Annotated in this window: 20 protein-coding genes and 1 riboswitch; of the genes, 13 read left to right on the top strand and 7 right to left on the bottom strand. The window is 57.8% G+C overall.

The features are described from left to right. Positions 1-2: 2 nt before the first annotated feature. The 4 genes from mutL to BMY49_RS03310 all read right to left on the bottom strand — a co-directional run bounded on the left by mutL (position 3) and on the right by BMY49_RS03310 (position 5,462). The gene (mutL, locus tag BMY49_RS03325) at positions 3-1,916 is read right to left on the bottom strand and encodes a DNA mismatch repair endonuclease MutL (protein WP_089674841.1); all 1,914 of its coding nucleotides are present in this window, start codon (positions 1,914-1,916) and stop codon (positions 3-5) included. Between the two features lie 74 nt (positions 1,917-1,990). After that, positions 1,991-3,364: an N-acetylmuramoyl-L-alanine amidase gene (locus tag BMY49_RS03320; protein WP_253556913.1), complete on the bottom strand. Its 1,374-nt coding sequence runs from the start codon at positions 3,362-3,364 to the stop codon at positions 1,991-1,993. Positions 3,365-3,459: 95 nt separating this feature from the next. Continuing rightward, a complete protein-coding gene (gene tsaE, locus BMY49_RS03315; RefSeq protein WP_089674840.1) occupies positions 3,460-3,957 on the bottom strand; it encodes a tRNA (adenosine(37)-N6)-threonylcarbamoyltransferase complex ATPase subunit type 1 TsaE in 498 nt (165 codons plus the stop codon). Between the two features lie 11 nt (positions 3,958-3,968). Further along, complete coding sequence (locus tag BMY49_RS03310) at positions 3,969-5,462, bottom strand: NAD(P)H-hydrate dehydratase (RefSeq protein WP_089674838.1); 1,494 nt, start codon at positions 5,460-5,462, stop codon at positions 3,969-3,971. A 130-nt stretch (positions 5,463-5,592) separates the two neighbouring features. Between BMY49_RS03310 and queG the strand changes: the two genes are divergently transcribed. Continuing rightward, positions 5,593-6,747: a tRNA epoxyqueuosine(34) reductase QueG gene (gene queG / locus BMY49_RS03305; RefSeq protein WP_089674836.1), complete on the top strand. Its 1,155-nt coding sequence runs from the start codon at positions 5,593-5,595 to the stop codon at positions 6,745-6,747. 3 nt (positions 6,748-6,750) lie between these two features. On the opposite strand, the gene orn is transcribed toward queG, so the two are convergent. Beyond that, a complete protein-coding gene (gene orn / locus BMY49_RS03300; protein ID WP_089674834.1) occupies positions 6,751-7,335 on the bottom strand; it encodes an oligoribonuclease in 585 nt (194 codons plus the stop codon). Positions 7,336-7,481: 146 nt separating this feature from the next. Here orn and rsgA point away from each other — a divergent pair, with 146 nt between their 5' ends. The 3 genes from rsgA (at position 7,482) to asd (ending at position 10,272) form a co-directional block, all read left to right on the top strand. Next, positions 7,482-8,504, top strand: a complete 1,023-nt coding sequence (gene rsgA / locus BMY49_RS03295) for a small ribosomal subunit biogenesis GTPase RsgA (protein ID WP_089674832.1) — start codon at positions 7,482-7,484, stop codon at positions 8,502-8,504. Positions 8,505-8,576: 72 nt separating this feature from the next. Continuing rightward, positions 8,577-9,419: a sulfurtransferase gene (locus BMY49_RS03290; protein ID WP_074210443.1), complete on the top strand. Its 843-nt coding sequence runs from the start codon at positions 8,577-8,579 to the stop codon at positions 9,417-9,419. A 10-nt stretch (positions 9,420-9,429) separates the two neighbouring features. Next, complete coding sequence (gene asd / locus BMY49_RS03285) at positions 9,430-10,272, top strand: archaetidylserine decarboxylase (protein WP_058576416.1); 843 nt, start codon at positions 9,430-9,432, stop codon at positions 10,270-10,272. Between the two features lie 18 nt (positions 10,273-10,290). On the opposite strand, the gene epmA is transcribed toward asd, so the two are convergent. Beyond that, positions 10,291-11,271 (bottom strand): EF-P lysine aminoacylase EpmA, encoded by a 981-nt coding sequence (gene epmA, locus BMY49_RS03280; protein WP_089674830.1) that lies wholly within the window; start codon positions 11,269-11,271, stop codon positions 10,291-10,293. 99 nt (positions 11,272-11,370) lie between these two features. Next, complete coding sequence (gene efp / locus BMY49_RS03275) at positions 11,371-11,937, bottom strand: elongation factor P (RefSeq protein WP_054641005.1); 567 nt, start codon at positions 11,935-11,937, stop codon at positions 11,371-11,373. A gap of 137 nt (positions 11,938-12,074) precedes the next feature. On the opposite strand from efp, the gene epmB reads away from it, so the two are divergent. The 9 genes from epmB (at position 12,075) to BMY49_RS03230 (ending at position 23,102) form a co-directional block, all read left to right on the top strand. Beyond that, positions 12,075-13,097 carry an EF-P beta-lysylation protein EpmB gene (gene epmB, locus BMY49_RS03270; protein ID WP_089674828.1) on the top strand — a complete coding sequence of 341 codons (1,023 nt, stop codon included), beginning with the start codon at positions 12,075-12,077 and terminating at the stop codon, positions 13,095-13,097. A 223-nt stretch (positions 13,098-13,320) separates the two neighbouring features. Further along, positions 13,321-13,439: riboswitch (guanidine-I (ykkC/yxkD leader) on the top strand. A gap of 57 nt (positions 13,440-13,496) precedes the next feature. Further along, the gene (locus BMY49_RS03265) at positions 13,497-14,579 is read left to right on the top strand and encodes a putative urea ABC transporter substrate-binding protein (RefSeq protein ID WP_074210442.1); all 1,083 of its coding nucleotides are present in this window, start codon (positions 13,497-13,499) and stop codon (positions 14,577-14,579) included. 60 nt (positions 14,580-14,639) lie between these two features. Further along, a complete protein-coding gene (locus BMY49_RS03260) occupies positions 14,640-15,467 on the top strand; it encodes an ABC transporter permease (protein WP_074210441.1) in 828 nt (275 codons plus the stop codon). Next, positions 15,464-16,258 carry an ABC transporter ATP-binding protein gene (locus BMY49_RS03255; protein WP_074210440.1) on the top strand — a complete coding sequence of 265 codons (795 nt, stop codon included), beginning with the start codon at positions 15,464-15,466 and terminating at the stop codon, positions 16,256-16,258. Before BMY49_RS03260 ends, BMY49_RS03255 begins: the two co-directional genes overlap by 4 nt. Continuing rightward, positions 16,255-16,977, top strand: a complete 723-nt coding sequence (locus tag BMY49_RS03250; RefSeq protein ID WP_074210439.1) for an urea amidolyase associated protein UAAP1 — start codon at positions 16,255-16,257, stop codon at positions 16,975-16,977. The genes BMY49_RS03255 and BMY49_RS03250 overlap by 4 nt, the downstream gene beginning before the upstream one ends. Before the next feature lie 10 nt (positions 16,978-16,987). Beyond that, the gene (locus tag BMY49_RS03245; RefSeq protein WP_074210438.1) at positions 16,988-17,626 is read left to right on the top strand and encodes an urea amidolyase associated protein UAAP2; all 639 of its coding nucleotides are present in this window, start codon (positions 16,988-16,990) and stop codon (positions 17,624-17,626) included. 75 nt (positions 17,627-17,701) lie between these two features. Then, positions 17,702-21,328, top strand: a complete 3,627-nt coding sequence (gene uca / locus BMY49_RS03240) for an urea carboxylase (protein ID WP_074210437.1) — start codon at positions 17,702-17,704, stop codon at positions 21,326-21,328. Further along, entirely contained in the window at positions 21,325-22,389 is a 1,065-nt protein-coding gene (locus BMY49_RS03235; RefSeq protein WP_074210436.1) for an isopenicillin N synthase family dioxygenase, read from the top strand. Before uca ends, BMY49_RS03235 begins: the two co-directional genes overlap by 4 nt. Next, positions 22,386-23,102 carry a hypothetical protein gene (locus BMY49_RS03230; RefSeq protein WP_062372566.1) on the top strand — a complete coding sequence of 239 codons (717 nt, stop codon included), beginning with the start codon at positions 22,386-22,388 and terminating at the stop codon, positions 23,100-23,102. Before BMY49_RS03235 ends, BMY49_RS03230 begins: the two co-directional genes overlap by 4 nt.

Here is a 23,102-nt window from a genome sequence, read left to right as displayed (position 1 = left end):
CATTACTGGCCACGTAAAAAAAGTCGGTCGAGCGCTTTCATGCTCATTTGCGTCCAAGTAGGGCGACCGTGATTGCACTGATCGCTGCGCTCGGTGCGTTCCATATCGCGCAACAGGGCATTCATTTCATCGAGCGTTAAACGACGATTGGCACGCACGCTGCCATGGCACGCCATGGTAGACAGCAACTCATGAATACGCGCCTCTACCTGATGCGTACGGCCAAATCGAGCTAGCTCTTCGAGCATTTCACGCACCAGCGCTTCAGGGTCGGCCTGAGCCAGCAGAGCGGGCAGTTGGCGCACCAGCAGCGTCTCGGGGCCTGCCACATCCAACTCAACGCCTAGCTGAGCAATAGCGTCACGTTCGCTCTCTGCAGTGGCCACTTCGCTGCGACTCGCCGCCAGCGATACGGGCACTAACAGCGGCTGCGTATCGATCCCTTTAGCCGCCGCCCGTTGGTTTTTCATGCGCTCATATACGATCCGCTCATGAGCCGCATGCATATCGACCAACACCAACCCCTGGGCGTTTTGAGCCAGGATATACACGCCATGCAACTGGCCTAACGCAAAGCCCAGCGGCGGTGCCGCGGTGGCATCGTGGGCAGGCATAGCAAGCGGCGCTTCGTGCACTTCGTTAGCAGCTGGGCGCTGGCCGGGCGGGCTTGGTTGAGGCGTTAACAGCGTCTCTTCGTGATCAGGATGGAGCGCCTGATACCCCTGCATAAACCGGCGCACCCGCTCGGCGCCGGGGTGCCGATCCGACCCTTCCGATAGCGGTATGCCCTGCTGCTGCCAACGTGGCGCGGGCGGCTCTTCCGTTGTGGCCGCTTCAGGGCCAACAGGCACCGGATGATCTTCTGGCGAGGACTGCTCCTCTTCGGAAGGCTTTGAAGCCGCCAGACAGTGGTGCAAGCTTGAATAGAGAAAGTCATGGACCATCCGGCCATCACGAAAGCGCACTTCATGCTTGGTGGGATGGACGTTAACGTCGACCACATCCGGGTCCAGCTCAAGATAGAGTACAAAAACCGGATGACGACCGTTATACAGCACGTCTCGGTAGGCCTGGCGCACCGCATGCGCCACTAAGCGGTCACGCACGACCCGGCCATTGACGAAGAAGTACTGCTGGTCAGCCTGGGAGCGGGAGTGGGTCGGCAGCCCCACCCAGCCGCTTAACCTAAGGCCACCCGCTTCGCGTTCAATATAACGCGCATGCTCAATAAAATTTTTACCCAGCAGGGAGGCAATACGGCGCTCGCGCGCAGTGGGCGTATTGCCCGGCGGCAGCTGGTGCACCACTTTTTGATTGTGCCTCAGTACCCAGGCAATGTCGTAGCGCGACAGCGCTTGACGACGAAACGCCTCTTCCACGTGGGCAAACTCGGTCTTTTCAGTGCGCAAGAACTTGCGCCGCGCTGGCGTATTAAAAAACAGATCGCGCACAGAAACACTGGTGCCTCGGGGGTGCGGCGCGGGCGTTACCCTGGCCTCCATGCCACGGCCCTCCGCCACTACCCGCCACCCCTGGCGGGGGTCTTCGTCAGCATTAGAGACTAGCTCTAGGCGCGAGACGGAGCTGATAGATGCTAGTGCCTCGCCGCGGAAACCCAGCGAACTAACGCCTTCTAGATCCTCCAGGCTGCTGATTTTGCTGGTGGCATGGCGGGCCAGCGCCAGCGGCAAGTCCTGCTCGCCAATACCGATGCCATCGTCGCGCACTTTAATCAGCCGGGCACCGCCCTGCTCGATCTCTACTTCAATACGCTGGCTGCCCGCATCAATGGCGTTCTCAATCAGCTCTTTTGTCACTGACGAGGGGCGCTCGACCACCTCGCCCGCCGCGATTTGGTTCGCTAAGCGGGGGTCGAGCACATGAATACGGCCAGGCAGCGAGTTTAATTCAGTCAACCAACACCTCAGAAGCTAATCATCAAAACGATTTCTTAAGCACCCGTTTCTAGCCCAGACGCTTAAACAACGGCTTAAGAACTGGGGATACGCAGCACTTGGCCCACACGGATCACATCGCCATTCAGGTCGTTCGCTTGCTTTAGCTGGTTCACCGGTACGCCGTGGCGAATCGCAATCGCCGATAGCGTATCACCGGACTGAATGCGGTACTCGTTTCCGGTAGGGCTACGCTGATTATCGCGCTGCCACGCCAGCAGGCTCGCTGGGGGCGGGTTACGCTGAAAATGATCGCGCAAGCCACTGAAAATGGCCGTTGCTAGCCCCTGCTGATGCACCGGGTCGCGCAGGCGGCGCTCTTCATCTGGGTTTGAGATAAAGCCCACTTCAATCAGTAGCGAGGGAATATCCGGCGATTTCAGCACCATAAAGCCCGCCTGCTCTACCCGCGATTTATGCAACCGGTTCACGCGTCCAAGCTGTTCAAGCACTTGCCCGCCAATCGAGAGCGAGTCGTTGAGCGTAGCCGTCATGGTGAGATCCAGCAGCACGCCGCGCAGTACTTGGTCTTTATCACGCAGCGACAAACTGCCATCGACGCCACCAATCAAGTCGGAGCGGTTCTCGCTATCCGCCAGCCACTGAGCCGTTTCTGACGTTGCCCCCCGCTGTGAAAGCGCATAAACCGAGCTACCCTGGGGCCTTGGACTGGTAAACGCATCGGCATGTACCGATACAAAGAAGTCAGCTTTCTGCTCGCGGGCAAGCTGAGTACGCTGGCGTAACCCCAAATAATAGTCGCCGTCACGAATCAACACAGCCTTGAAGCCTTGGGTTCGATTGACCTCAGCAGCCAGCCGTCGGGCGATATCCAACACCACATCCTTTTCACGAGTACCCGATGGGCCAATCGCACCGGGGTCTTCGCCGCCGTGCCCCGCATCAACAGCAATAATTATGTCACGCTGTGGGTGAGGCTGAGCGGGCTGAACCTCGACGGGAGGCTGCGCGGGCGTAGGTGTAGAAACGTCAGCTTCCACACCGGACAACTGGGCCTGAGCCGAGCGCTGCGCCAGCATCTCCTGGTCACGAATCATCGCCTCAATAGGGTCGATAGGGTTCTCCACAGCGCTTTCGCCAGGGTACTCCAAATCCACCACGAGACGGTGGCCATACTGATCATTAGGCGGTAGCGTAAAGTGGCGCGGCTCAATATCACGATTCAACTCAAGCACGACCCGCAGGCCACCACCATCCCGCACGCCGGTTCGCACTTCCGCAATCGCACTGCCATCTAGCGGCAGTGTTGATACGTCGGTATTCAGCTGGCTCTCATCAAGATCAATGACTAGGCGCGACGGGTTTTCTAATGAAAACACATTGGCCTCTGCGGCAGCGGTAAGATCAAACACCAAACGAGCATGATCGGGTGCTGCCCAGAGTCGCATGCTCTCAACGGTGGCCGCCTGCAGAGTGGCGGTACCTACCAATAAAACCGCGCAGCCAGTTGCTAACTGACCTATTAAACGAGCCAGTGGGTTTTTCATATACATTGAATCACACCACACTCCTGTTGCACCCCGACACACTGACGCGCCAGTTGCTCTATGACATCTTCGCCAAGAGAACTACCGGCGTTTAATAGCGCGACGCGTCCAGTTTCAGCAACGCTCAGTTGAATACGCAGATCTGGGGCGGGCAACCAGCCCTCCCCTCGGCTCGGCCACTCAATCAGACATAGCGCATCGTCGGCCAGCACATCGCGTCCACCGATGAACTCCAGCTCTTCCGGGTCTGCTAGGCGATACAAATCAAGGTGATAAATACGTTGATTGCCAAGCTCATAAGGCTCTACCAAGGTGTAGGTGGGGCTTTTCACCGCCCCTTGATAACCGTAGGCCCGCAAAATGCCGCGCGTTAAGGTCGTTTTACCTGCCCCTAAGTCGCCTTCTAAATAAACACGCCCGTGACCTTTTAGCGCTTGACCCAGCGCTTCGCCAAAAGCGACGTGGGCCACTTCATCGTTCAATTGCACCTGCATGTTGGCCGCCTTCACGGGTTAATTAACACTCGTGCATAGGATGCCAGATCACTTGCTAACAGGCCACGCTCGCCCGCTGCTTTAGCGGCTTCATCCCCCGCTAAAGCGTGTGCCATCACGCCCAGCCATGCGCTCTGCTCCAGGCTATTAAACTGCCCCACCAAAGCGCCTAACATACCGCTTAATATATCTCCCATCCCGCCACTCGCCATGCCTGGATTCCCGTAAGGGCAAACCACCAATCCGCTCGGCCCGGCAATCAGGCTGCCTGCTCCTTTCAATATCACTATACCGCCACGAGCGCGTTGCAATGCACGGGCAGCCTCAGGCCGGTCGGCTTGGACATCAGACACAGAGCACCCCAGCAGCCTTGCTGCCTCACCAGGATGAGGCGTGAGTATCCAGTTATCCCGGCGGAGGTCTGGCCAGCGGCTTGCCAACAAGTTGAGCGCATCGGCATCCACTACCAGCGGTGAAGAAGCCTTAAGCGCGCTTTGCAACATCGCCTGCCCCCAGGACTCTTGCCCAAGCCCTGGCCCTATCACCACCACATCCGCTGAGGCAGGCAAATCTGCCGCATCAGCACCACCACGCACCGCCCGCACCATGACTTCTGGGCAGCGCACTAGGCTTGCGGTGATATGTTCGTGTGCCGTGGCCAACGTTACCTTACCGGCACCCAAGCGTGCAGCCGCCTGGGAAGCCAGCAGCGCTGCGCCACCAAAGCCCGGCGCACCGCCCATCACCAGCACATGCCCCAAGCTGCCCTTATGGCTAGTACGAGAACGTGGAGTGAAAGCCTCGCCTAGCAGCGCATCATCCAGCCGCCAAGCGGTAGGTGGAATATCAAAAAATGCCTGGGCTTTGACGCCCAGCGGGCGAAAATCGATATCGCCGGTATACGCCGGGGCATCACCGGTATGCAGACCAATTTTGTCGCCAATAAAGGTTACCGTGCAGGTGGCTTCCACTGCTGTGCCTAACATCGCGCCAGTATCGGCTGAAATGCCCGACGGGATATCCAGCGCCAGCACTGGCTGAGATGCCGTATTCATCGCTTTAATGGCCTGCTTAATGCTGCCTTCGACCTCGCCGGAAAGCCCGGTACCCAGCAACGCATCGACAATGACCTCACCGGCAAGCGTAGTGTGCGGGTGCCACTCTTCAAACCCTACCCCGGCGGCCGTTGCCAGCTCCGCGGCACGGGCAACGTCGCCAGAAAGCGCGTCTCGCGGCTTGAGGGAAAGGCGCTGCACCTTAAGCCCCGACTGCATGGCCAGCGCCGCCAATACATGCCCATCGCCGCCGTTATTACCGCCGCCGCAAAGCACCGTGACACTGCGCGCCTGAGGCCAGCGGGAACGAAAGCTGTGCCAAGCGCTAGAGGCGGCTCGCTGCATTAGGGCAAAGCTCTCTATACCGCCTGCAATGGTGCGCTGATCCAGCTCGCGCACTTGAGACGCCTTATAAAGGGGGCGTAGCGAAGAGGTACTCAACGTAGACACGATTGCTCCTTAAATAGGGTACTAAATCAACGCTTAAACACGGCCAGTGTCAGCTTAGGCACGCACGGCATGTTGTGGCAGAGGCTAATGCGTTAGCATAGCGCGCTTAACGCACCACCGTTGACTGACCATGCCAAGTTCCACGACTTTTTCACTGTCTCGCAACCAGCCGTCGCGTGAACACCCGACTCACGAACGGCTATCCGCAGAACAGCTTCGCCAGCTTGCCGCACTGATTAAACAGTGGGGGCGCGAGCTGGGCTTTCAGCAGGTGGGTATCACTGACACTGATCTAAACGACCACGAAACGCACCTCACCAACTGGCTGGATAAAGGCTACCACGGCGAGATGGGCTTTATGGCGAAGCACGGCACCAAACGCACGCGACCTGACGAACTGGAACCCGGCACCCGCCGGGTCATCAGCGTGCGCATGGACTACCTGCCCGCCGAAGTAGAGAGTGCCAAGGTGCTTGGCCAACCCAGCCGTGCCTATGTCTCCCGCTACGCGCTGGGCCGTGATTATCATAAATTAATGCGCAAACGCTTGGCGCAGTTAGCAAAGCACATCGAGCAAGAAGTAGGAAAATTTGGTTTTCGCGCCTTCGTCGACTCCGCCCCGGTGATGGAGCGTGCGCTCGCCCAAAAAGCAGGCTTAGGGTGGTTCGGTAAAAACGCCATGTTGCTGAATCCCAAAGCGGGCTCGCTGTTCTTTCTTGGGGAGCTGTATACCGACCTACCGCTGCCTGTCGATGCACCTTTTGCGCAAGAGCATTGCGGCAGCTGTAGCGCTTGCCGCACCGCTTGTCCCACAGGGGCCATCGTGGACGATAAGGTCGTCGATTCGCGCAAGTGCATCTCTTATCTCACCATTGAGCTGCACGGCGCGATTCCCGTGGAGTACCGTCGCGCCATGGGCAATCGCGTGTATGGCTGCGATGACTGTCAGCTCGTTTGCCCGTTCACACGCTTCACAAAAATCACCCAAGAAGAGGACTTCTCCCCACGCCATGACCTTGACCGCGCATCGCTTATTGCGCTGTTTAGCTGGGGCGAAGAGGAGTTTTTGGACAAAACCGCAGGCAGCCCCATTCGCCGCATTGGCTATGAGCGCTGGCTACGTAATCTTGCCGTCGGGTTAGGCAATGCTCCGTGGAGTGATGCCGTCGAGGCAGCGCTGTGGGCACGTCGTGCCTATCCCAGCGCGCTAGTACGCGAACACGTTGCCTGGGCGCTCGACGAGCAGCGCCATAAGCGAGATGCGCGTATCGCGACACGCGCATGAGGGCTACTCCTCTTCGTCGCCACCACTTTCAATACGCAAAAACGTGCTGCGGTAATGGGCAAGCTCCGCAATCGACTCCTTGATATCATCCATCGCCAAGTGGGCATTCTGCTTTTTGAAGCCCGCCAGCGCACCGGGGTTCCAGCGCTTCGCCAACTCTTTGACGGTCGAGACATCCAAGTTGCGATAGTGAAAGAACGCCCACAAGTCGGGCATTTCCCGCTCTAAGAAGCGGCGGTCTTGATGAATACTGTTGCCGCACATCGGCGAGGAGCCCGCCACCACGTACTGGCGTAAAAAGTCGAGAGTTTGGCGCTCGGCTTCTTTAGTTTCGATGGTGCTCGCTTTCACCCGCGCCACCAGCCCAGACTCACCGTGAGTTTTCTGGTTCCAATCGTCCATTCCGGCCAAGAGGCTATCGGGCTGTTTGACGGCGATCACTGGGCCTTCTGCCACGACATTCAACTGAGCATCGGTGATGAGTGTCGCCACCTCGATAATGCGCTCTTTATCCGGCTCCAGGCCGGTCATTTCCAAATCAATCCATACCAACAGGTCGCTACGCGGTGCGCCGCTTTGCTCGCTCATTGCATTCATTCCTTGGCCAGTTTCGCCCTGACATCGGCGAATAAAGTAAAAGTGTCGCTTATATTGCGCTAACCCGCACCCCATACAGGACAGTTGACCGCCCTGGTGGGTACAATGACGTCTATTGTAACGATCATCAGGTGGTCATGAGCAAACGTAAATTAAGCCGCCAGCAGCAGTGGCGAGTCGAGAAGATTCAAGCCGAACGCGCCCAGCGCGCTGAAAAGCGCGATTCCAAGGATACCGAAAAGCTCTCTGCAGGCGAATACGGCCCAGAGCAGCCGGGTCGAGTGATGGCCCACTTTGGCCGTACGCTGGAAGTGCGTGACGCCGACGGCACACCTATACGCTGCCACCTGCGCGCCAACCTAGATGGCTTGGTAACCGGCGACCGAGTGATCTGGCGGGCAGGCCAGGATGGCTCTGGCGTGGTGGTTGCCCGTGAAGAGCGCGACAGTATTTTGAAGCGCCCTGACCCACGCGGCCAGCTTAAGCCGGTAGCCGCCAATATCGATCAGCTGCTGATTGTATTCGCCGTCGAGCCTGCGCCCCACCCCAACCTGATTGACCGCTATCTGGTAGCCGCTGAAGCTACCGGCATCGCGCCTGTGCTGGTGCTGAATAAAACCGATTTACTGCCAGACGATGGCGGCGAACTCGGTCAGCTGCTGGAGCGCTATCACCAGCTAGGCTATCCGGTGGTACGCACCACCACGGCCAACCCCGAAGGGCTGGACAAGTTGCGCCAGCAGCTCGCGGGCCGCACCTCGGTATTCGTCGGCCAAAGTGGCGTGGGGAAATCATCGCTGATTGACCTACTACTGCCCGACGAAACCCTGCGTATTGGCGCGCTATCGGAAGATTCGCGTAAAGGCACGCACACGACGACCACAGCGCGTCTCTATGCCATGCGCAGCGACGAAGTCAGCAATGGCGAACTTATCGACTCGCCCGGCATTCGCGAGTTTGGCCTGATCCATCTGGACGAGCAGGAAGTGACCGATGGTTTCATCGAGTTCCACCCCTATTTGGGCCTTTGCCGCTTCCGGGACTGCCGCCACCGCAATGAGCCGGGCTGCGCTTTACTGGACGCCGTCGAGGCAGGCAAGATTCATCCAGAGCGTTTTGCCAGCTATCGACGTATTCTCGATAGCTTGAATTCGCAGTGACGAACCTACAATGACCAGGGCGACACCGTCGTTAACCTCGTTGCAGTTGTCTTAATGTTAAGGGAGCCGGATATGAGCACCGCCAGCCACTCATCAGAACACAATCTATTGCCACTCATCGTGGAGCCGGAGCAGTTACAAGAGCACTTACAGGCGCCTGAACTGCTGATTATCGATGTGCCCGCCAATGGCGAAAGCTACCGTCAGGGCCACGTTCCCGGCGCCATTTATCTGGATTTTCGCTACTTGATGCGCGGCGAAGGCCCAGTGCCCAACGACGTGCCGTCGGTGGAGTTTCTCTCCAAGTTATTCAGCGCGCTGGGATTAACCCGCGACACCCATGTAGTGGCTTACGACGACGAAGGCGGCGGCTGGGCAGCTCGCCTGCTCTGGACACTGGAGCTGATCGGCCACACCCGCTACTCCTATCTAAACGGCGGCATTCACGCCTGGCGCGACGCAGGCCTGGAAGAGAGCACCGAGCCCACCGCGCCAACGCCAAGCGAATACCACGCTGAGATTCTCAACCCTAGTGCCGCCATTACTTGCGATGAGATCAAAGAGAAGCTCAGCAACAAACAGTTTGCCATTTGGGACGCCCGCTCCAAAGCGGAGTACGACGGCGAACGCGGCAACAACAAACACTTGGGACATATTCCTGGTGCAGTGAACATGGATTGGCTAGACGCCATGGATCGCAGCCGGGCGCTGAGAATCCGCGACTACGCCGAGCTCATGACCGAACTTAATGCCCTAGGGCTCACTCCCGATAAGGAAATTGCCACCCACTGCCAAAGCCACCACCGCAGCAGCTTTACTTGGCTTGTAGGTAAAGCGCTAGGCTTTAATATACGCGGCTACGCGGGTTCCTGGGGTGAATGGGGCAACCGCGACGATACACCCATCGAGAAATGAAGATATTACTGTGACCCTCTCCCAAAAAGCCTTTTCACTACTTCAATACCCCTTGCCTCAACACGCGCTGTCGCGCCTGACGGGTAAGTTTGCCCAGTGCGATAACCCCTGGGTGAAAGACACCCTGATTAAAGCGTTTATCAAGCGCTTTAAGGTGGATATGAGCCAGGCGCTGGAGCCAGACCCCACCGCCTACGCCACATTCAACGACTTTTTTACCCGCGCGCTGAAAGCGGATGCTCGCCCACTGGGCGAAGGTCTACTGAGCCCTGCGGATGGCACGCTTTCACAGTTTGGCCGCCTCACCACGGCGGGCAAACTGGTGCAGGCAAAAGGGCATACGTTTTCCGTCCAAACCCTGCTGGGCGGCGACAAAGCGTTAGCTGATGAGTTTTTGAACGGCAGCTTCGCGACGGTTTATCTCTCGCCAAGCGACTACCACCGCGTGCATATGCCAGTGACCGGCACGCTGCGGGAAATGATCTACGTGCCGGGGCGACTCTTTTCGGTCAACCAAGCCACCGCCAACTACGTGCCCGGCTTGTTCGCCCGCAATGAGCGTTTGGTGTGCATCTTTGATACCGAGCACGGCCCTATGGCGATGGTGCTGGTCGGCGCCATGATTGTAGCCGCCATTGAAACCGTCTGGTCTGGGCAAGTAACACCGCTGTCGGGCCACCCTCAGCGCATGCGCTTCGGGCAGCCGATTGTGCTGGAGAAAGGTGCTGAGATGGGCCGCTTCAAGCTCGGCTCCACCGTCGTGTTGTGTTTCGCTAAACCCGTGGCGTTTGGCAACCACGCGCTAGGGGCAACAGTGCAAATGGGGCAGAGCCTCGCTACCCCAACGCCCTGAGCCAGGCTGGCCGCGTTGTTAGCAGTTAGCCGTCGAAAACGCCAAGACCTCTTCCAGGCGCGTTTTACCCAGCGCTAATTGGATCAAACGATCCAGCCCCAGCGCCACGCCGGAAGAGGCTGGCAGCCCCTGTTCTAGCGCTGCCAGTAGATGAGCATCGACATCTACTTCAGGTAGCCCCAACCGGCGACGCTCGGCATTATCTGCATCGAAACGCTGGCGCTGCTCCTCGGCATCGGTCAACTCATCGTAGCCATTGGCGAGCTCGATACCGTTCAGGTATAGCTCAAAGCGAGAGGCCACCCATTCGCCATCGGCATCCTGATGACGTCGCGCCAGCGCCGCTTGGCTCGCAGGATAGTCAACGACTACGCTAAGTTCCTGTTGCCCCAAGGTTGGCTCGATAACCATTCCCATGAGCAGATCCAGGCAAGTATCGCGCCCCTCCTCGGCTAGCGCTTGGGCCGACATATTGCCCCGCTCTGCTGCTAGCGACCGCAGCGTGACCAGCGACGTGGTGAACGGGTCCACCTCCAAGTGGCGATGAAAGAGTTCGCGATAACGGTAGTACACCACAGGGCCAGGTGACTGGGGCAATACGTGCGCCACCAGCGCCGTTGTCTCCTCTATCAACTGCGCCAGCGTGAAACCAGGGCGGTACCACTCCAGCATGGTGAATTCGATATTGTGCCGAGCCCCCACTTCGCCATCACGAAAGCTTTTTGCCAGCTGAAAAATGGGGCCGCTGTCGGCCGCCAGCAGTCGCTTCATATGAAACTCAGGCGAGGTTTGCAGCCATAGCTTGCGCTGACCTTTATCGGTGCGGGCAAGCGACGATAGCGACACTAGATGCACGTCGGTGCTGCCCCCTTGGCCGAGCACTGGCGTCTCCACCTCCCATATGCCCCGAGCAGCAAAAAAGGCGCGCACCGTCGCGATCAAACGTGCGCGCTCGCGCAAGGTGCCCATCGTTGCCGTTGGCTGCCAGTTCAGTGTCATTCCCTTCTCCCTAACAACATAAAGCCACGCAACAGTATCGCGTGGCTTTATGAACGAAACGCTTAAGCGACTATGTCTGCCGCTTTTATCATCGCGCGGTTAAGCGCGTGATACGTACTCACCAGAACGGGTGTCGATTTTCAGCACTTCACCCTGATTGATGAACAGCGGTACGCGAACCACAGCACCCGAAGATAGCGTAGCAGGCTTAGAACCACCCTGTGCCGTATCGCCTTTTAGGCCTGGGTCAGTCTCTACGACTTCCAGCTCGATGAAATTAGGCGGCGTTACGGAAATGGCCTTATCGTTCCACAAGGTAAGAATGTAAGGTACCTGCTCTTTTAGCCACTTGACGGTATCACCCAGCGCTTTTTTCTCTACCGCATACTGCTCAAACGAGCCGTCGGTCTTCATGAAGTACCACATATCACCGTCGGTATAGAGGTACTCCATTTCCAGATCCATGACGTCAGCGCCTTCTAAAGAGTCGCCAGACTTGAAGGTTTTCTCACCCACACGGCCTGTCATCAGGTTGCGCAGCTTCACGCGGTTGAACGCCTGGCCTTTACCCGGCTTCACCAGCTCGTTCTCAACGATCGAACAGGGGTCGCCGTCGAGCATTACTTTCAAACCTGCTTTGAATTCGTTGGTAGAATAGTTCGCCATAATGCCTCTCAATGGTCTGTTTCAATTGTCTATGTCGTACGTGCGGCGATCTGCCAGCCACTTACGTTACCGTCAGTTGCGTCATTGCGAATAGCAACGCCGCTAAGTGCGCGCATGATAACCCGAAGGAGGGCTTTTTGCAGGAGAACATCATTATCGCTGGTCACCACGCCCATGCCCAGGTTTCGACCTCCTGGCAGCAGCAGCTTTCTCATGCGATTCGTGATCCCGACACGCTCTGCCAACGCCTTGGTTTAGACGCCCAATGGCTGCCCGAAGTGCAGGCCGGACATCGTCTGTTCGATATTTGCGTGCCCGACGCTTACCTTGCCCGCATTAAGCCCAACGACCCTAATGACCCGCTGTTGCGTCAAGTGCTGCCTATAGGCGATGAAACACTGGCCTCACCGGGCTACGTCACAGACCCGTTAGAGGAAGCCGACCACCGCCCCGTCAAAGGGCTGATCCATAAATATGCAAACCGGGTACTTCTGATAGCAAGCCCAGCCTGCGCAATCAACTGCCGCTACTGCTTTCGCCGCCATTTTCCTTATAGCGAGAACTCGCCTTCCCGCGCCCAGTGGCAGGAAGCGCTGGACTACCTACGTGCCGACACCTCGATTCACGAAGCCATCCTATCAGGAGGCGACCCCTTTGCCGCCAGCGACCGGCAGCTGGCGTGGCTGGTCGAACAGCTAGAGAGCATTCCTCACCTAAAACGGCTGCGCATTCACACCCGCTTGCCGGTGGTCATTCCCGACCGTGTGGATGAAGGCCTGCTAAGCTGGTTAGGCAGCACCCGCTTACAAAAAGTCGTCGTGCTGCATATCAACCACGCCAATGAAATTGATCAGGCCGTGGTGGATGCCTGCACGCGCTTAAAACAGGCAGGCGTCACGCTGCTAAACCAGAGCGTTCTATTACGGGACATTAACGACAACGTGCCTACCCTCGCAGCCCTCTCGGAACGGCTGTTTGAAGCAGGCGTGCTGCCCTACTACCTCCACGTACTCGACCCAGTTCAGGGCGCCGCGCACTTTGACGTGCCTGACAAAGAGGCGCAAGCGCTCATACAAGCACTATTGGAACACTTACCCGGCTTTCTCATGCCACGGCTGGTGCGTGAAGTGCCAGGTAAGATGAGCAAAACGCCTTTGTGATCCTCCCCTGCCATTGGCCTCTTTGTTTCATTGCGGTGCGTAGCGCACCGCTCTACGCACTACGATAATGCATTACTCTATCATCAGCTTCTTAGAGTTAACTATAAAACCTCTATAACCTATTAAAATTAATGATTTTTATAGATGACGGCCAATATTTTGCTGTGTAGTTAAGTGTTACACATGGGGTATTGGCTGCCTTCGCTGCCACACAATCGAGTTTCCAATAGATCGCTAGGGTTCCGACGCCATCAACGATATGCCCCTGATGGACGTGGCTGGTCCGAGAGCAATCGACCTTGCAAGCGCAAGGTTACACGGCGGGATAAAAGCCCGGGAGGATAAGGCACAGTGATGCGCCGATGCCCCTGAGTTTTTTCTTAGCCGCTGGAGGCTCTCATGACCCGTTCCAATCGCTCTGCCCTCAAAAGCCTGTCCCTAGCTCCGCTGACCGCGGCGCTACTAGCATCATCCTTGACGATGACGATCACACCTACCCAAGCGCAAGAACGCAGCGACTTTAGCGTCTGCTGGTCGATTTATGCCGGCTGGATGCCCTGGTCCTATGCCGACGTAGAAGGCGTGGTCAATAAGTGGGCCGACGAATACGGCATTAGTATCGATGTCGTGCAGGTGAATGATTACGTGGAATCCATCAATCAGTTCACTTCTGGCAACGTCGATGGGTGTGCCATGACCAACATGGATGCTCTAACGATTCCATCGGTCAGCGGCGTCGACTCCACCGCACTGATTATCAACGATTACTCCAACGGCAATGATGGCATCGTGCTGAAAGGCAGCGATGACCTAGCCGATATTGCGGGCCGTCAGGTCAATCTCGTTCAATTCAGCGTCTCTCACTACTTTCTGGCCCGTGCTCTCGAAAGCGTTGGCTTGACTGAACGCGATATCGAAACGGTGAATACGTCCGATGCGGATATCGTCGGCCTGTTCGCGAGCGACACCACAGAAGCCGTCGCTGCCTGGAACCCCCAGTTAGGTGCCATCGAGGATATGGCGGATAGCAACGTGGTGTACACCTCAGCTGAGATCCCCGGCGAGATACTCGACATGATGGTCGTAAATACGCAAACCTTGGCGGATAACCCGGCACTGGGTCATGCCCTGGTAGGCGCTTGGTATGAAGTGATGGGACTCATCGAGGCAGATGATGAAAATGCGCTTGGCATCATGGCAGATGCCGCTGGCACTGATATTGACGGTTATCGTCAGCAACTTGCCGCCACCTACCTCTACACCGACCCCGCCGAAGCCATCGCGCTCATGGAAAGCCCAGAGCTGCTCAACACCATGCAGCGAGTGGCTGAATTCAGCTTCCAGCACGGCCTACTAGGCGACATGGCACCAAACGCAGAAGTCGTCGGCATTGAGACACCCAGTGGCGTCTTCGGAGACGAGAGCAACGTGCAACTGCGCTTCGACCCCAGCTTTACCCAAGCTTACCTCGACGCTCAGTAACTAGCCCATGGGAGTAGCCACGGCTGCTCCCTCTGCTTTTATCTTCGATGGACATCCGCCATGAAGCGACTCATTAATCTAGCCCCATCCCGAGGGAGCAGATGGCTGCTGGGACTGTTGCCTTTCCTGTTATTGGCCATGGTTTACCTGAGCCTTTCCAATGCCCGGCTGGCCGAGAACCCTAATGATCGGCTACTGCCCACTCCGGCCACCATGGCAAGCTCATTTTATCATTTGGCCACCGCAGAAAACGTACGCACTGGCCAAATCGTTCTATGGACAGACACTTTCGCCAGCTTAGAGCGGATTCTCATTGGCGTGGCGATCAGCGCTTTCATCGGCCTCGTAGTGGGTATTTTAAACGGCGGCATTCCGCTCATCCGCGCCAAACTCTCACCGCTGGTCACCGTCGCGTCGCTTATCCCTCCGATGGCGATACTTCCGATTCTATTCATCGCCTTTGGCACCGGTGAGGCCGCCAAGATCGCGTTGATCGTGATTGGGGTGACGCCGTTTCTGATTCGCGACCTGCAAGGCCATGCGCTGCGACTTCCCGATGAACAGCTGATCAAAGCACAAACCCTGGGAGCCAGCTCCTGGCAGGTACTGTTGCGGGTGCTACTGCCCCAACTCACGCCGCGGCTACTGAATGCCACTCGCTTGGCCCTCGGCAGCGCCTGGCTGTTTTTAATAGCTGCCGAAGCAATTGCCGCCCAAGAGGGGCTTGGTTACCGCATTTTTCTGGTTCGCCGCTACCTGTCGATGGACGTGATTCTGCCCTACGTGGCGTGGATTACGCTGCTGGCGTTCCTTCTTGACCAGATTCTCGCCTGGACATCGCGCCTTGCCTTTCCCTGGTACCACTCGGGCGAAGGAGACAAATCATGAGCCTACTGTCCGCCAAACGCCTAGAAAAGCATTACGGCCATCACGTCGTGCTTGAGAACCTTAATTTCAGCGTCGAGCAAGGAGAATTTGTCACGCTGGTAGGTGCCTCTGGCTGCGGTAAAACCACGTTTTTAAAGATGCTGCTAGGCACCGAAGCCATTTCAAAAGGCAACCTTCTGCTAGATGGTAAGCCCATTCCTAACGAACCCGGCCCGGATCGAGGGGTGGTATTTCAGAAGTATTCCGTCTTTCCACACCTGACTGTGCTGGGCAACGTGATGATGGCCGATGAGCTGCATAGTGCCAAGCTGCTTGGAAAAAGTTTTGGCACTGCCAAACGGCACGCGATTGAGAAAGCCCAAGCACGTATTGAAGAAGTTGGCCTAAGTCACGCGCTTAATAAGTATCCCCATGAGCTGTCCGGCGGCATGCAGCAACGTCTAGCCATCGCCCAGGCGCTCATGATGCGGCCACGCATGCTGTTGCTGGATGAGCCATTTGGTGCCCTGGACCCCGGCATTCGCCAGGACATGCACGAATTAATCACGCGACTTTGGCAAGAGCAGCAGCTCACCATCTTCATGATCACCCACGACCTAAAAGAGGCCTTTGAGCTGGGCACACGGCTATGGGTGTTTGACAAAACCCGCCACGACCCTCAAGCCCCGGAAGCCTATGGCGCCACCATTACCTATGACCTGCCCATTTCGAGAGACCGTCCAACGGCAGCCTTAACGGAAGCACTTCATCAGGGCGGACTGAAAACCCACACCCAGGAGACGCTGCTATGAATAGCCAGCCCGATTACACCACTCATTTACCCGGCGGGCACCACTGGTCACTCCGCCTACGTCGCGGCACAACACTAACCCTGACCGCCCAGGAGGCCAACAGCAACGTAGGATTACTCTGCTACAACCCAGAAAACCTGCTGGAGCGCTTAAACCTGCCGGACACCTTGAAGTGCCAGCACACGTTCAAACTGACCCAAGGCCACTGCCTTTACTCGGACATGGGCCGCATCTTTGCCTCGATCACGCATGATGACCTTGGCTGGCACGACAGCGTTGGCGGTAACCTGCTGCCCCAACACCTGCTGGCCAAAGGCTGGCAGCCAGTGAGCTACCAGCAGGCCCACAATGACTGGACGCGCACCGGCTTCGACGCCTTCCTGGTCGAACTCGCCAAGTATGGGCTTAGCCGCCGAGACATGGCTGCCAATCTCAACCTGTTCTCTCGCGTCGAGAGCGATGACGAAGGCAAGCTGCACTATGTCAGCAACCACTGCCAGCCGGGCAACAGCGTCACGCTGCGCTTCGAGATGGATACCCTAGTGTTGTTGCATACCTGCCCCCACCCGCTGGACCCTGCCACTGACTACCCGCGCCGTGGCGTCGATATCGCGTTAGGTACGGCTGAGCCACCAACAGAGGACGATCCTTGCTACCGCTCACGGCCAGAAAACGCCCGTGGCTTTGCCAATAACCGCCTATACCACCTCGGCCTTTAAGGGGAAAACCATGATTATCGAGAGTACCTTACGCCCCGAAAACGCGCTTAGCCGCACTACCGTTAATGCGGGCGATCACTATATTGGCACCGTGAAGCAGGGCCAAACCTTGCGGATTTTAGACCTGGAAGGCAACCAAGCGGCTGACACGCTGTTCTTCAGCGCCGACGACACCGCCGAGCGCTACAGCGCCATGGATACCGTTCGCGAACAGGGAGCGGTCTATCTCACGACGGGCTCCAAGCTGATCTCCAGCGAAGGTCGCACGATGCTTACCCTCACCGCCGACACCTGCGGCCGCCACGACACCCTAGGTGGTGCCTGCGCCAGCGAAAGCAACACCGTGCGCTACGACCTGGAAAAGCGCCACATGCACTCCTGCCGGGATAACTGGATGCAGGCCATCGCCAACCACCCAGAGTATGGCCTGAGCAAGCGGGACATCACCCACAACATCAACTTCTTCATGAACGTACCGGTGACCGCTGACGGCGGGCTGACGTTTGAAGACGGTATCTCCGCACCGGGCAAGTATGTGGAAATGGTCGCAGAAATGGATGTCATCGTGCTGATCTCCAACTGCCCTCAGCTCAACAACCCCTGCAACGGCTACAACCCCACGCCCATCGAGCTACTGATTTGGGGTTAAGTAATTCGCCCTAGGGACGACCCTAGAAGGCCAAACAACCTGCGGGACGACCCGCCTTTGTTTGCAGGCAGTGCCATGTCCATCCATAAAACGTTTAGCAAAGTCCTGATTGCCAATCGCGGCGCGATTGCCACCCGTATTCTACGCACGCTTAAAGCTTTAGGTGTGGGGAGCGTGGTGGTGTACGCCGATGCCGACCGCGACGCCCCTTATGTGCATCAAGCCGATGAGGCCTACTCACTCGGTGAGGGGGCGGCTAGCGATACCTACCTGAACATCGACAAACTGATCGCTATCGCCCAACAAAGCGGTGCCCAGGCCATCCATCCTGGCTACGGCTTCCTCTCGGAAAACACGCGATTTATTACCGCCTGCGATGCCGCCGGGCTCGTCTTTCTAGGCCCCACCGCCGAGCAGATACAGCAGTTTGGCCTCAAGCACGAAGCCCGCGCACTCGCCGAAAAGGCAGGCGTACCGCTGGTGCCAGGATCACAGCTGCTGGAGACCCTCGAAGACGCTAAGCAAGCCGCCGAACGAATTGGCTACCCGGTCATGCTGAAATCCACTGCTGGTGGCGGTGGCATCGGCATGCAGGTCTGCCACTCTCACACGGAGCTGGCACGCGCCTTTGAGTCAGTGAAAGGCCTTGGCGAGCGCAACTTTGGCGATGGCGGTGTCTTCCTGGAAGCCTATATCGCACGTGCCCGCCATCTGGAAGTACAGCTGTTTGGCGATGGCCAGGGCAGTGTTATCGCCCTCGGTGAACGAGACTGCTCTACCCAGCGCCGCCATCAAAAAGTACTAGAAGAGTGCCCAGCCCCGAACCTCCCCGAAGCCGTGCGCCAATCACTGCACGCCACGGCGGTGCAACTAGGCAAAGCGGTCAACTACCGCAGCGCGGGAACCGTCGAGTTCATTTACGACGCCGAGCGTGAAGCTTTCTATTTTCTGGAGGTTAATACTCGCCTACAGGTGGAGCACGGCGTCACCGAGCTGGTCTACGGCGTCGATATCGTCGAATGGATGGTAAAGCTCGGCGCCGGAGAACTCCCTCGCCTGGAAACACTTGCCCAGACGCTCTCTCCCACTGGTCACGCCGTCCAGGCACGTCTGTACGCCGAAGACCCTGCTCACGATTTTCGCCCCAGCGCCGGGCTACTGACGGAAGTCATCTTTCCTGAAGCCAGCGGCCTGCGCATCGACCACGCCATTGAGGCAGGCCTGGAAGTGTCACCGCTATTTGACCCCATGCTAGCCAAAGTGATGGTGCATGCCGAAAGCCGCAAGCAGGCGACGGCACAGCTGGCGGATACGCTGGACAACACCAGCGTTTATGGCATTGCCACCAACCGTAGCTGGCTTGCCCACGTTCTGCGTGCCGAACGCTTTCAGCAGGCGGATATCGACACCCACTGGCTTACCACCCTGGCGTGGGCACCTCCCGCCATGGAAGTGATCGCCCCTGGCACGCTCACCACAATTCAGGATTTTCCCGGTCGCCAGGGTCACTGGGATGTGGGTGTGCCGCCTTCCGGCCCGTTTGACGACTGGTCGTTTCGCCTTGGCAATCGCCTGCTCGACAATCCCACGGATGCCGCTGGCCTAGAAATTACCCTCCAGGGCCCCACGCTGCGCTTTCACCGGGCCACACAGGTCGTGCTAGCAGGCGCCAAGTTGCCCGCCTCGCTGGATGGCAACCCCATTAATCACTGGGAAGTCATTGATGTGCCGGCCGGTGCCACGCTTACGTTAGGCAAGGCCACCGCTGGGGCACGCGCTTATCTTCTAGTGCGCGGCGGCATTGAATGCCCTCGCTATCTGGGCTCTCGCAGCACCTTCACTCTAGGCCAGTTTGGCGGCCATGGCGGGCGGGCACTGCGCAGCGGCGATATGCTGGAGCTGCCCACGCTGATGCCTGCGCCCTCACGCACGCTGGATAACGCGCTAGCCCCCGCCATTGGCAACGGTTCCGAAAGCGTGACGGAAATTGCCGTGCTTTATGGCCCCCACGGCGCGCCAGACTTTTTCACTGATAGCGATATCGAACGCTTCTTCGACCACGATTGGGAAGTGCACTACAACTCCAGCCGCACCGGTGTACGGCTAATTGGCCCACGCCCAGAGTGGGCACGGGCAGATGGCGGTGAAGCGGGCCTGCACCCTTCCAATATTCACGATAACGCCTACGCCTTTGGCACTATCGACTTTACCGGCGACATGCCGGTCATTCTTGGACCGGACGGCCCGTCACTGGGTGGCTTTGTCTGCCCGGCCACCGTGGTGCGCGCTGAACGCTGGAAGCTGGGGCAACTCACCGCTGGTGACAAGGTCCGCTTTGTCCCGGTAACCCTCACCACCGCCCGCGACTTAGAGGAGCGCCAACTCACTCAACTCGCGTCACTAGCACCTATCCCCAACGTTGCGTTAACCACAGAGCGGGCTAGCCCGATTCTACGAGATGTACCTGCCTCTGAGGCCGGTGAACGGGTCGTATACCTCCGTGCCGGAGATGACTTCCTGCTGATCGAATTTGGCCCCATGGAGCTGGATATCGCCCTCCGGTTCCGGGTTCACGCCTGGATGCTGTGGCTGCGTGAACATCCGCTTACAGGGCTTCGAGAGCTAACGCCCGGTATACGTTCTCTGCAAGTGCATTTCGAACCGCTAGAGCTGAGCCTTGACGATCTGCTTGTCCACCTACAACAAGCCGAGCAGGCGCTGGTGGATGTGGAATCACTGGAAGTAGAGTCCCGGGTCGTGCATCTACCGCTCTCCTGGGATGACCCCGCCTGCCAGGAAGCTATCGACAAGTATCAGCGCAGCGTACGCCCAGATGCTCCCTGGTGCCCCAGTAATTTGGATTTTATTCGTCGCATCAACGCCCTTGAAAGTGAACAGCAAGTGCGCGATATCGTCTTCAACGCCCGTTATCTGGTGATGGGCTTAGGAGATGTGTATTTGGGGGCGCCCGTCGCGACACCCCTCGACCCGCGCCACCGCTTGGTCACCACCAAATACAACCCCGCCCGTACCTGGACGGCGGAAAACTCGGTGGGTATTGGCGGCGCCTACTTATGCGTTTATGGCATGGAAGGCCCCGGCGGCTACCAGTTCGTTGGCCGCACGCTGCAGATGTGGAACCGTTACCGCACCACACAGTACTTCAATAACCCTTGGCTGCTGCGATTTTTTGATCAACTTCGCTTTTATGAAGTCAGCCACGAAGAGCTACAGCAAATTCGCCGTGACTTTCCCCACGGGCGCTTCGAGCTGCCTATTGAAACGGCCCGCTTCAAACTGGCCGACTACCAAGCCGATATCGATAAAAACGCCGACGCCATCGAGGCATTTCGCACTAAGCGCGAGGCCGCCTTCCAGGCAGAAATGGCAGCCTGGCGCGCCAACGGCCAGTTCACCTTTGAAGACCAAGCACCAGCTAGCGCAGAAGTCGACACTCTGGACGAAAATGAACTGGGTATCGAAAGCCCAGTGACCGGTAGCCTGTGGAAACTGCTGGTCAAGGAGGGGGAGCAGGTAGACGCCGGTCAGCCGGTGGCGCTGGTGGAGTCGATGAAAATGGAGGTAGAGGTCACGGCCCACTGCGCTGGGCGTGTTGCTAGGCTGCCGCTTGCAGAAGGTGCAGCCATTGGACCCGGCCAGCCTCTGGTGGTGCTCACCCAAGAAGAGGAGGCTGACGCATGAATACGTCTGCCGCAGACCAACGCTTAGCAGCCTTTCAGGAGATCCCCATTATCGACATTCATCCCCTGCTGCACGGGGATGAACAGGCACGCCGCGAGGTCGCCGCTGAGCTGGGCCGCGCCGCCCGAGACGTGGGCTTTTTCCAAATGGTGGGCCATGGTATTGATGGTTCACTGCGCGAAGGCCTGATTCATCAGGCCAAGCGTTTCTTCGCACAGTCTGAAGCGATCAAAATGGAGCGCTACATCGGCCTCTACCATCACCATCGCGGCTATGTGCCGCCCGGCGAAGAATCGCCAGACCCAGCCAAGCCCGACATGAAAGAGGCTTTCGACCTCGCTTTCGAGCTACCTAGCGATGACCCGGACGTGCTGGCCGGAACGCCACTGCTTGGCCCTAACCCCTGGCCTAACCTTGATGGTTTCAAGGAGCCAGTGGCCGCTTATTACGACGCGGCGTACCACGTCGGGCGCGCACTGATGGGCGGCTTTGCTATGGCGCTGGGGCTGGCTCCCCAGCAACTGCTTCAGCACGTCAATAAGCCGCCCAGTCAGCTGCGCCTGATCCATTACCCTTATAACCCTAATGCTGAGGATGCCCAAGGCATCGGCGCCCACACTGACTACGAGTGCTTTACCCTGCTACTGCCTACCGCGCCAGGGCTTGAGGTGATGAATGGGAAAGGCGAGTGGATCGATGTACCTTTCAAGGAGGGCGCGTTGATCGTCAATATTGGCGATATGCTTGAGATCTGGAGTAATGGCGAGTTTGTTGCCACCTCCCATCGGGTACGTAAAGTGAAAGAGGAGCGCTACTCGTTCCCGCTGTTTTTCGCCTGTGACTACCACACCGTGGTCGAACCACTCCCCGAGCTGGTCGCTCGCCACGGACAAGCCCGGTACTCAGCACTAAAAGCAGGCGACCACCTCTTCGCCCAAACCATCCAAACCTTCCGCTACCTGCGCGAGCGCTTGGCGAAGGGTGAAATTGCGCTCCCCGAAGGTGCCCGGGAAGTGGGTAGTCTGGGCCAGCATGGTAAGCATAAGGAAGACCCCTTATGAACGTCGGCTTACCTGCCACACCTCAAGCATTTCGTGGCGTATGGCAGCGCACGCTCTACGATGAGCCCGCTAAAGCACCCTACCAACAGACCGACACCACTACTCAGGTTTATTGGCTTCAGGGCAAGCACTGGCATGCCGACCTGCGCCTGCCTGCAGACTCGCCTGACTTTTCAGGCATCACTGGTTTAGACGACTGCAACCGCCGCCAGCTTGAATGGCTGGCGAGACTCACTGCTTTTGCAGGTATTACCCAAATCGATAGTGAGCTAGGGGTATGCACCTGGCATCGCTATCAGGATCTATGCCCTAGCCTGGAAAAGGATGTAGGGCTACTGCGCTGGATTGACGGCACCATTATAGAAGAGCGACATCCGCACGATCAGTACGTTGAGCACTGGCAACAGCTTTCCAACGATGCCGTTGAAGACGTAATTCAAGACGCGCAGGGCCAACTGCGCTGGCTGCAAATCGGCGACCACGCTATGGCAATCACACCTCGCCCTTGGGCAGATAATGCAGACGCACTATTCGCCCCAATCAATAGCTTAACTGACAGCGCTCTTCTCTGGCGCGCCAGCCTATGCTTTGACTACTTAGAGCGTAGCCAAGACGGTTGGCGGGTAGTGCTATCTACCCAGCCGTGGCGGAAGGGAGTGATTTATGACAGTGCAGCAAACCGGCTTCATTCTTCTTTAGTGACACCGATTTAA

It is taken from the genome of Vreelandella aquamarina (assembly GCF_900110265.1).
Taxonomy (GTDB): Bacteria; Pseudomonadota; Gammaproteobacteria; order Pseudomonadales; family Halomonadaceae; genus Vreelandella; species Vreelandella aquamarina.
The sequence above is the reverse complement of the archived record's forward strand: the minus strand, read 5'-3'. Positions and strand labels throughout refer to the sequence as shown.

Excerpts from the sequence above, each read along its gene's own strand:
- uca (WP_074210437.1), top strand. The coding sequence starts at position 17,702 with ATGTCCATCCATAAAACGTTTAGCAAAGTCCTGATTGCCAATCGCGGC.
- BMY49_RS03235 (WP_074210436.1), top strand. The coding sequence starts at position 21,325 with ATGAATACGTCTGCCGCAGACCAACGCTTAGCAGCCTTTCAGGAGATC.
- efp (WP_054641005.1), bottom strand. The coding sequence starts at position 11,937 with ATGGCGAACTATTCTACCAACGAATTCAAAGCAGGTTTGAAAGTAATG.
- BMY49_RS03255 (WP_074210440.1), top strand. The coding sequence starts at position 15,464 with ATGAGCCTACTGTCCGCCAAACGCCTAGAAAAGCATTACGGCCATCAC.
- BMY49_RS03230 (WP_062372566.1), top strand. The coding sequence starts at position 22,386 with ATGAACGTCGGCTTACCTGCCACACCTCAAGCATTTCGTGGCGTATGG.
- queG (WP_089674836.1), top strand. The coding sequence starts at position 5,593 with ATGCCAAGTTCCACGACTTTTTCACTGTCTCGCAACCAGCCGTCGCGT.
- BMY49_RS03290 (WP_074210443.1), top strand. The coding sequence starts at position 8,577 with ATGAGCACCGCCAGCCACTCATCAGAACACAATCTATTGCCACTCATC.
- tsaE (WP_089674840.1), bottom strand. The coding sequence starts at position 3,957 with ATGCAGGTGCAATTGAACGATGAAGTGGCCCACGTCGCTTTTGGCGAA.
- epmA (WP_089674830.1), bottom strand. The coding sequence starts at position 11,271 with ATGACACTGAACTGGCAGCCAACGGCAACGATGGGCACCTTGCGCGAG.
- BMY49_RS03245 (WP_074210438.1), top strand. The coding sequence starts at position 16,988 with ATGATTATCGAGAGTACCTTACGCCCCGAAAACGCGCTTAGCCGCACT.
- BMY49_RS03265 (WP_074210442.1), top strand. The coding sequence starts at position 13,497 with ATGACCCGTTCCAATCGCTCTGCCCTCAAAAGCCTGTCCCTAGCTCCG.
- orn (WP_089674834.1), bottom strand. The coding sequence starts at position 7,335 with ATGAGCGAGCAAAGCGGCGCACCGCGTAGCGACCTGTTGGTATGGATT.
- BMY49_RS03250 (WP_074210439.1), top strand. The coding sequence starts at position 16,255 with ATGAATAGCCAGCCCGATTACACCACTCATTTACCCGGCGGGCACCAC.
- BMY49_RS03260 (WP_074210441.1), top strand. The coding sequence starts at position 14,640 with ATGAAGCGACTCATTAATCTAGCCCCATCCCGAGGGAGCAGATGGCTG.
- rsgA (WP_089674832.1), top strand. The coding sequence starts at position 7,482 with ATGAGCAAACGTAAATTAAGCCGCCAGCAGCAGTGGCGAGTCGAGAAG.
- BMY49_RS03320 (WP_253556913.1), bottom strand. The coding sequence starts at position 3,364 with ATGCGACTCTGGGCAGCACCCGATCATGCTCGTTTGGTGTTTGATCTT.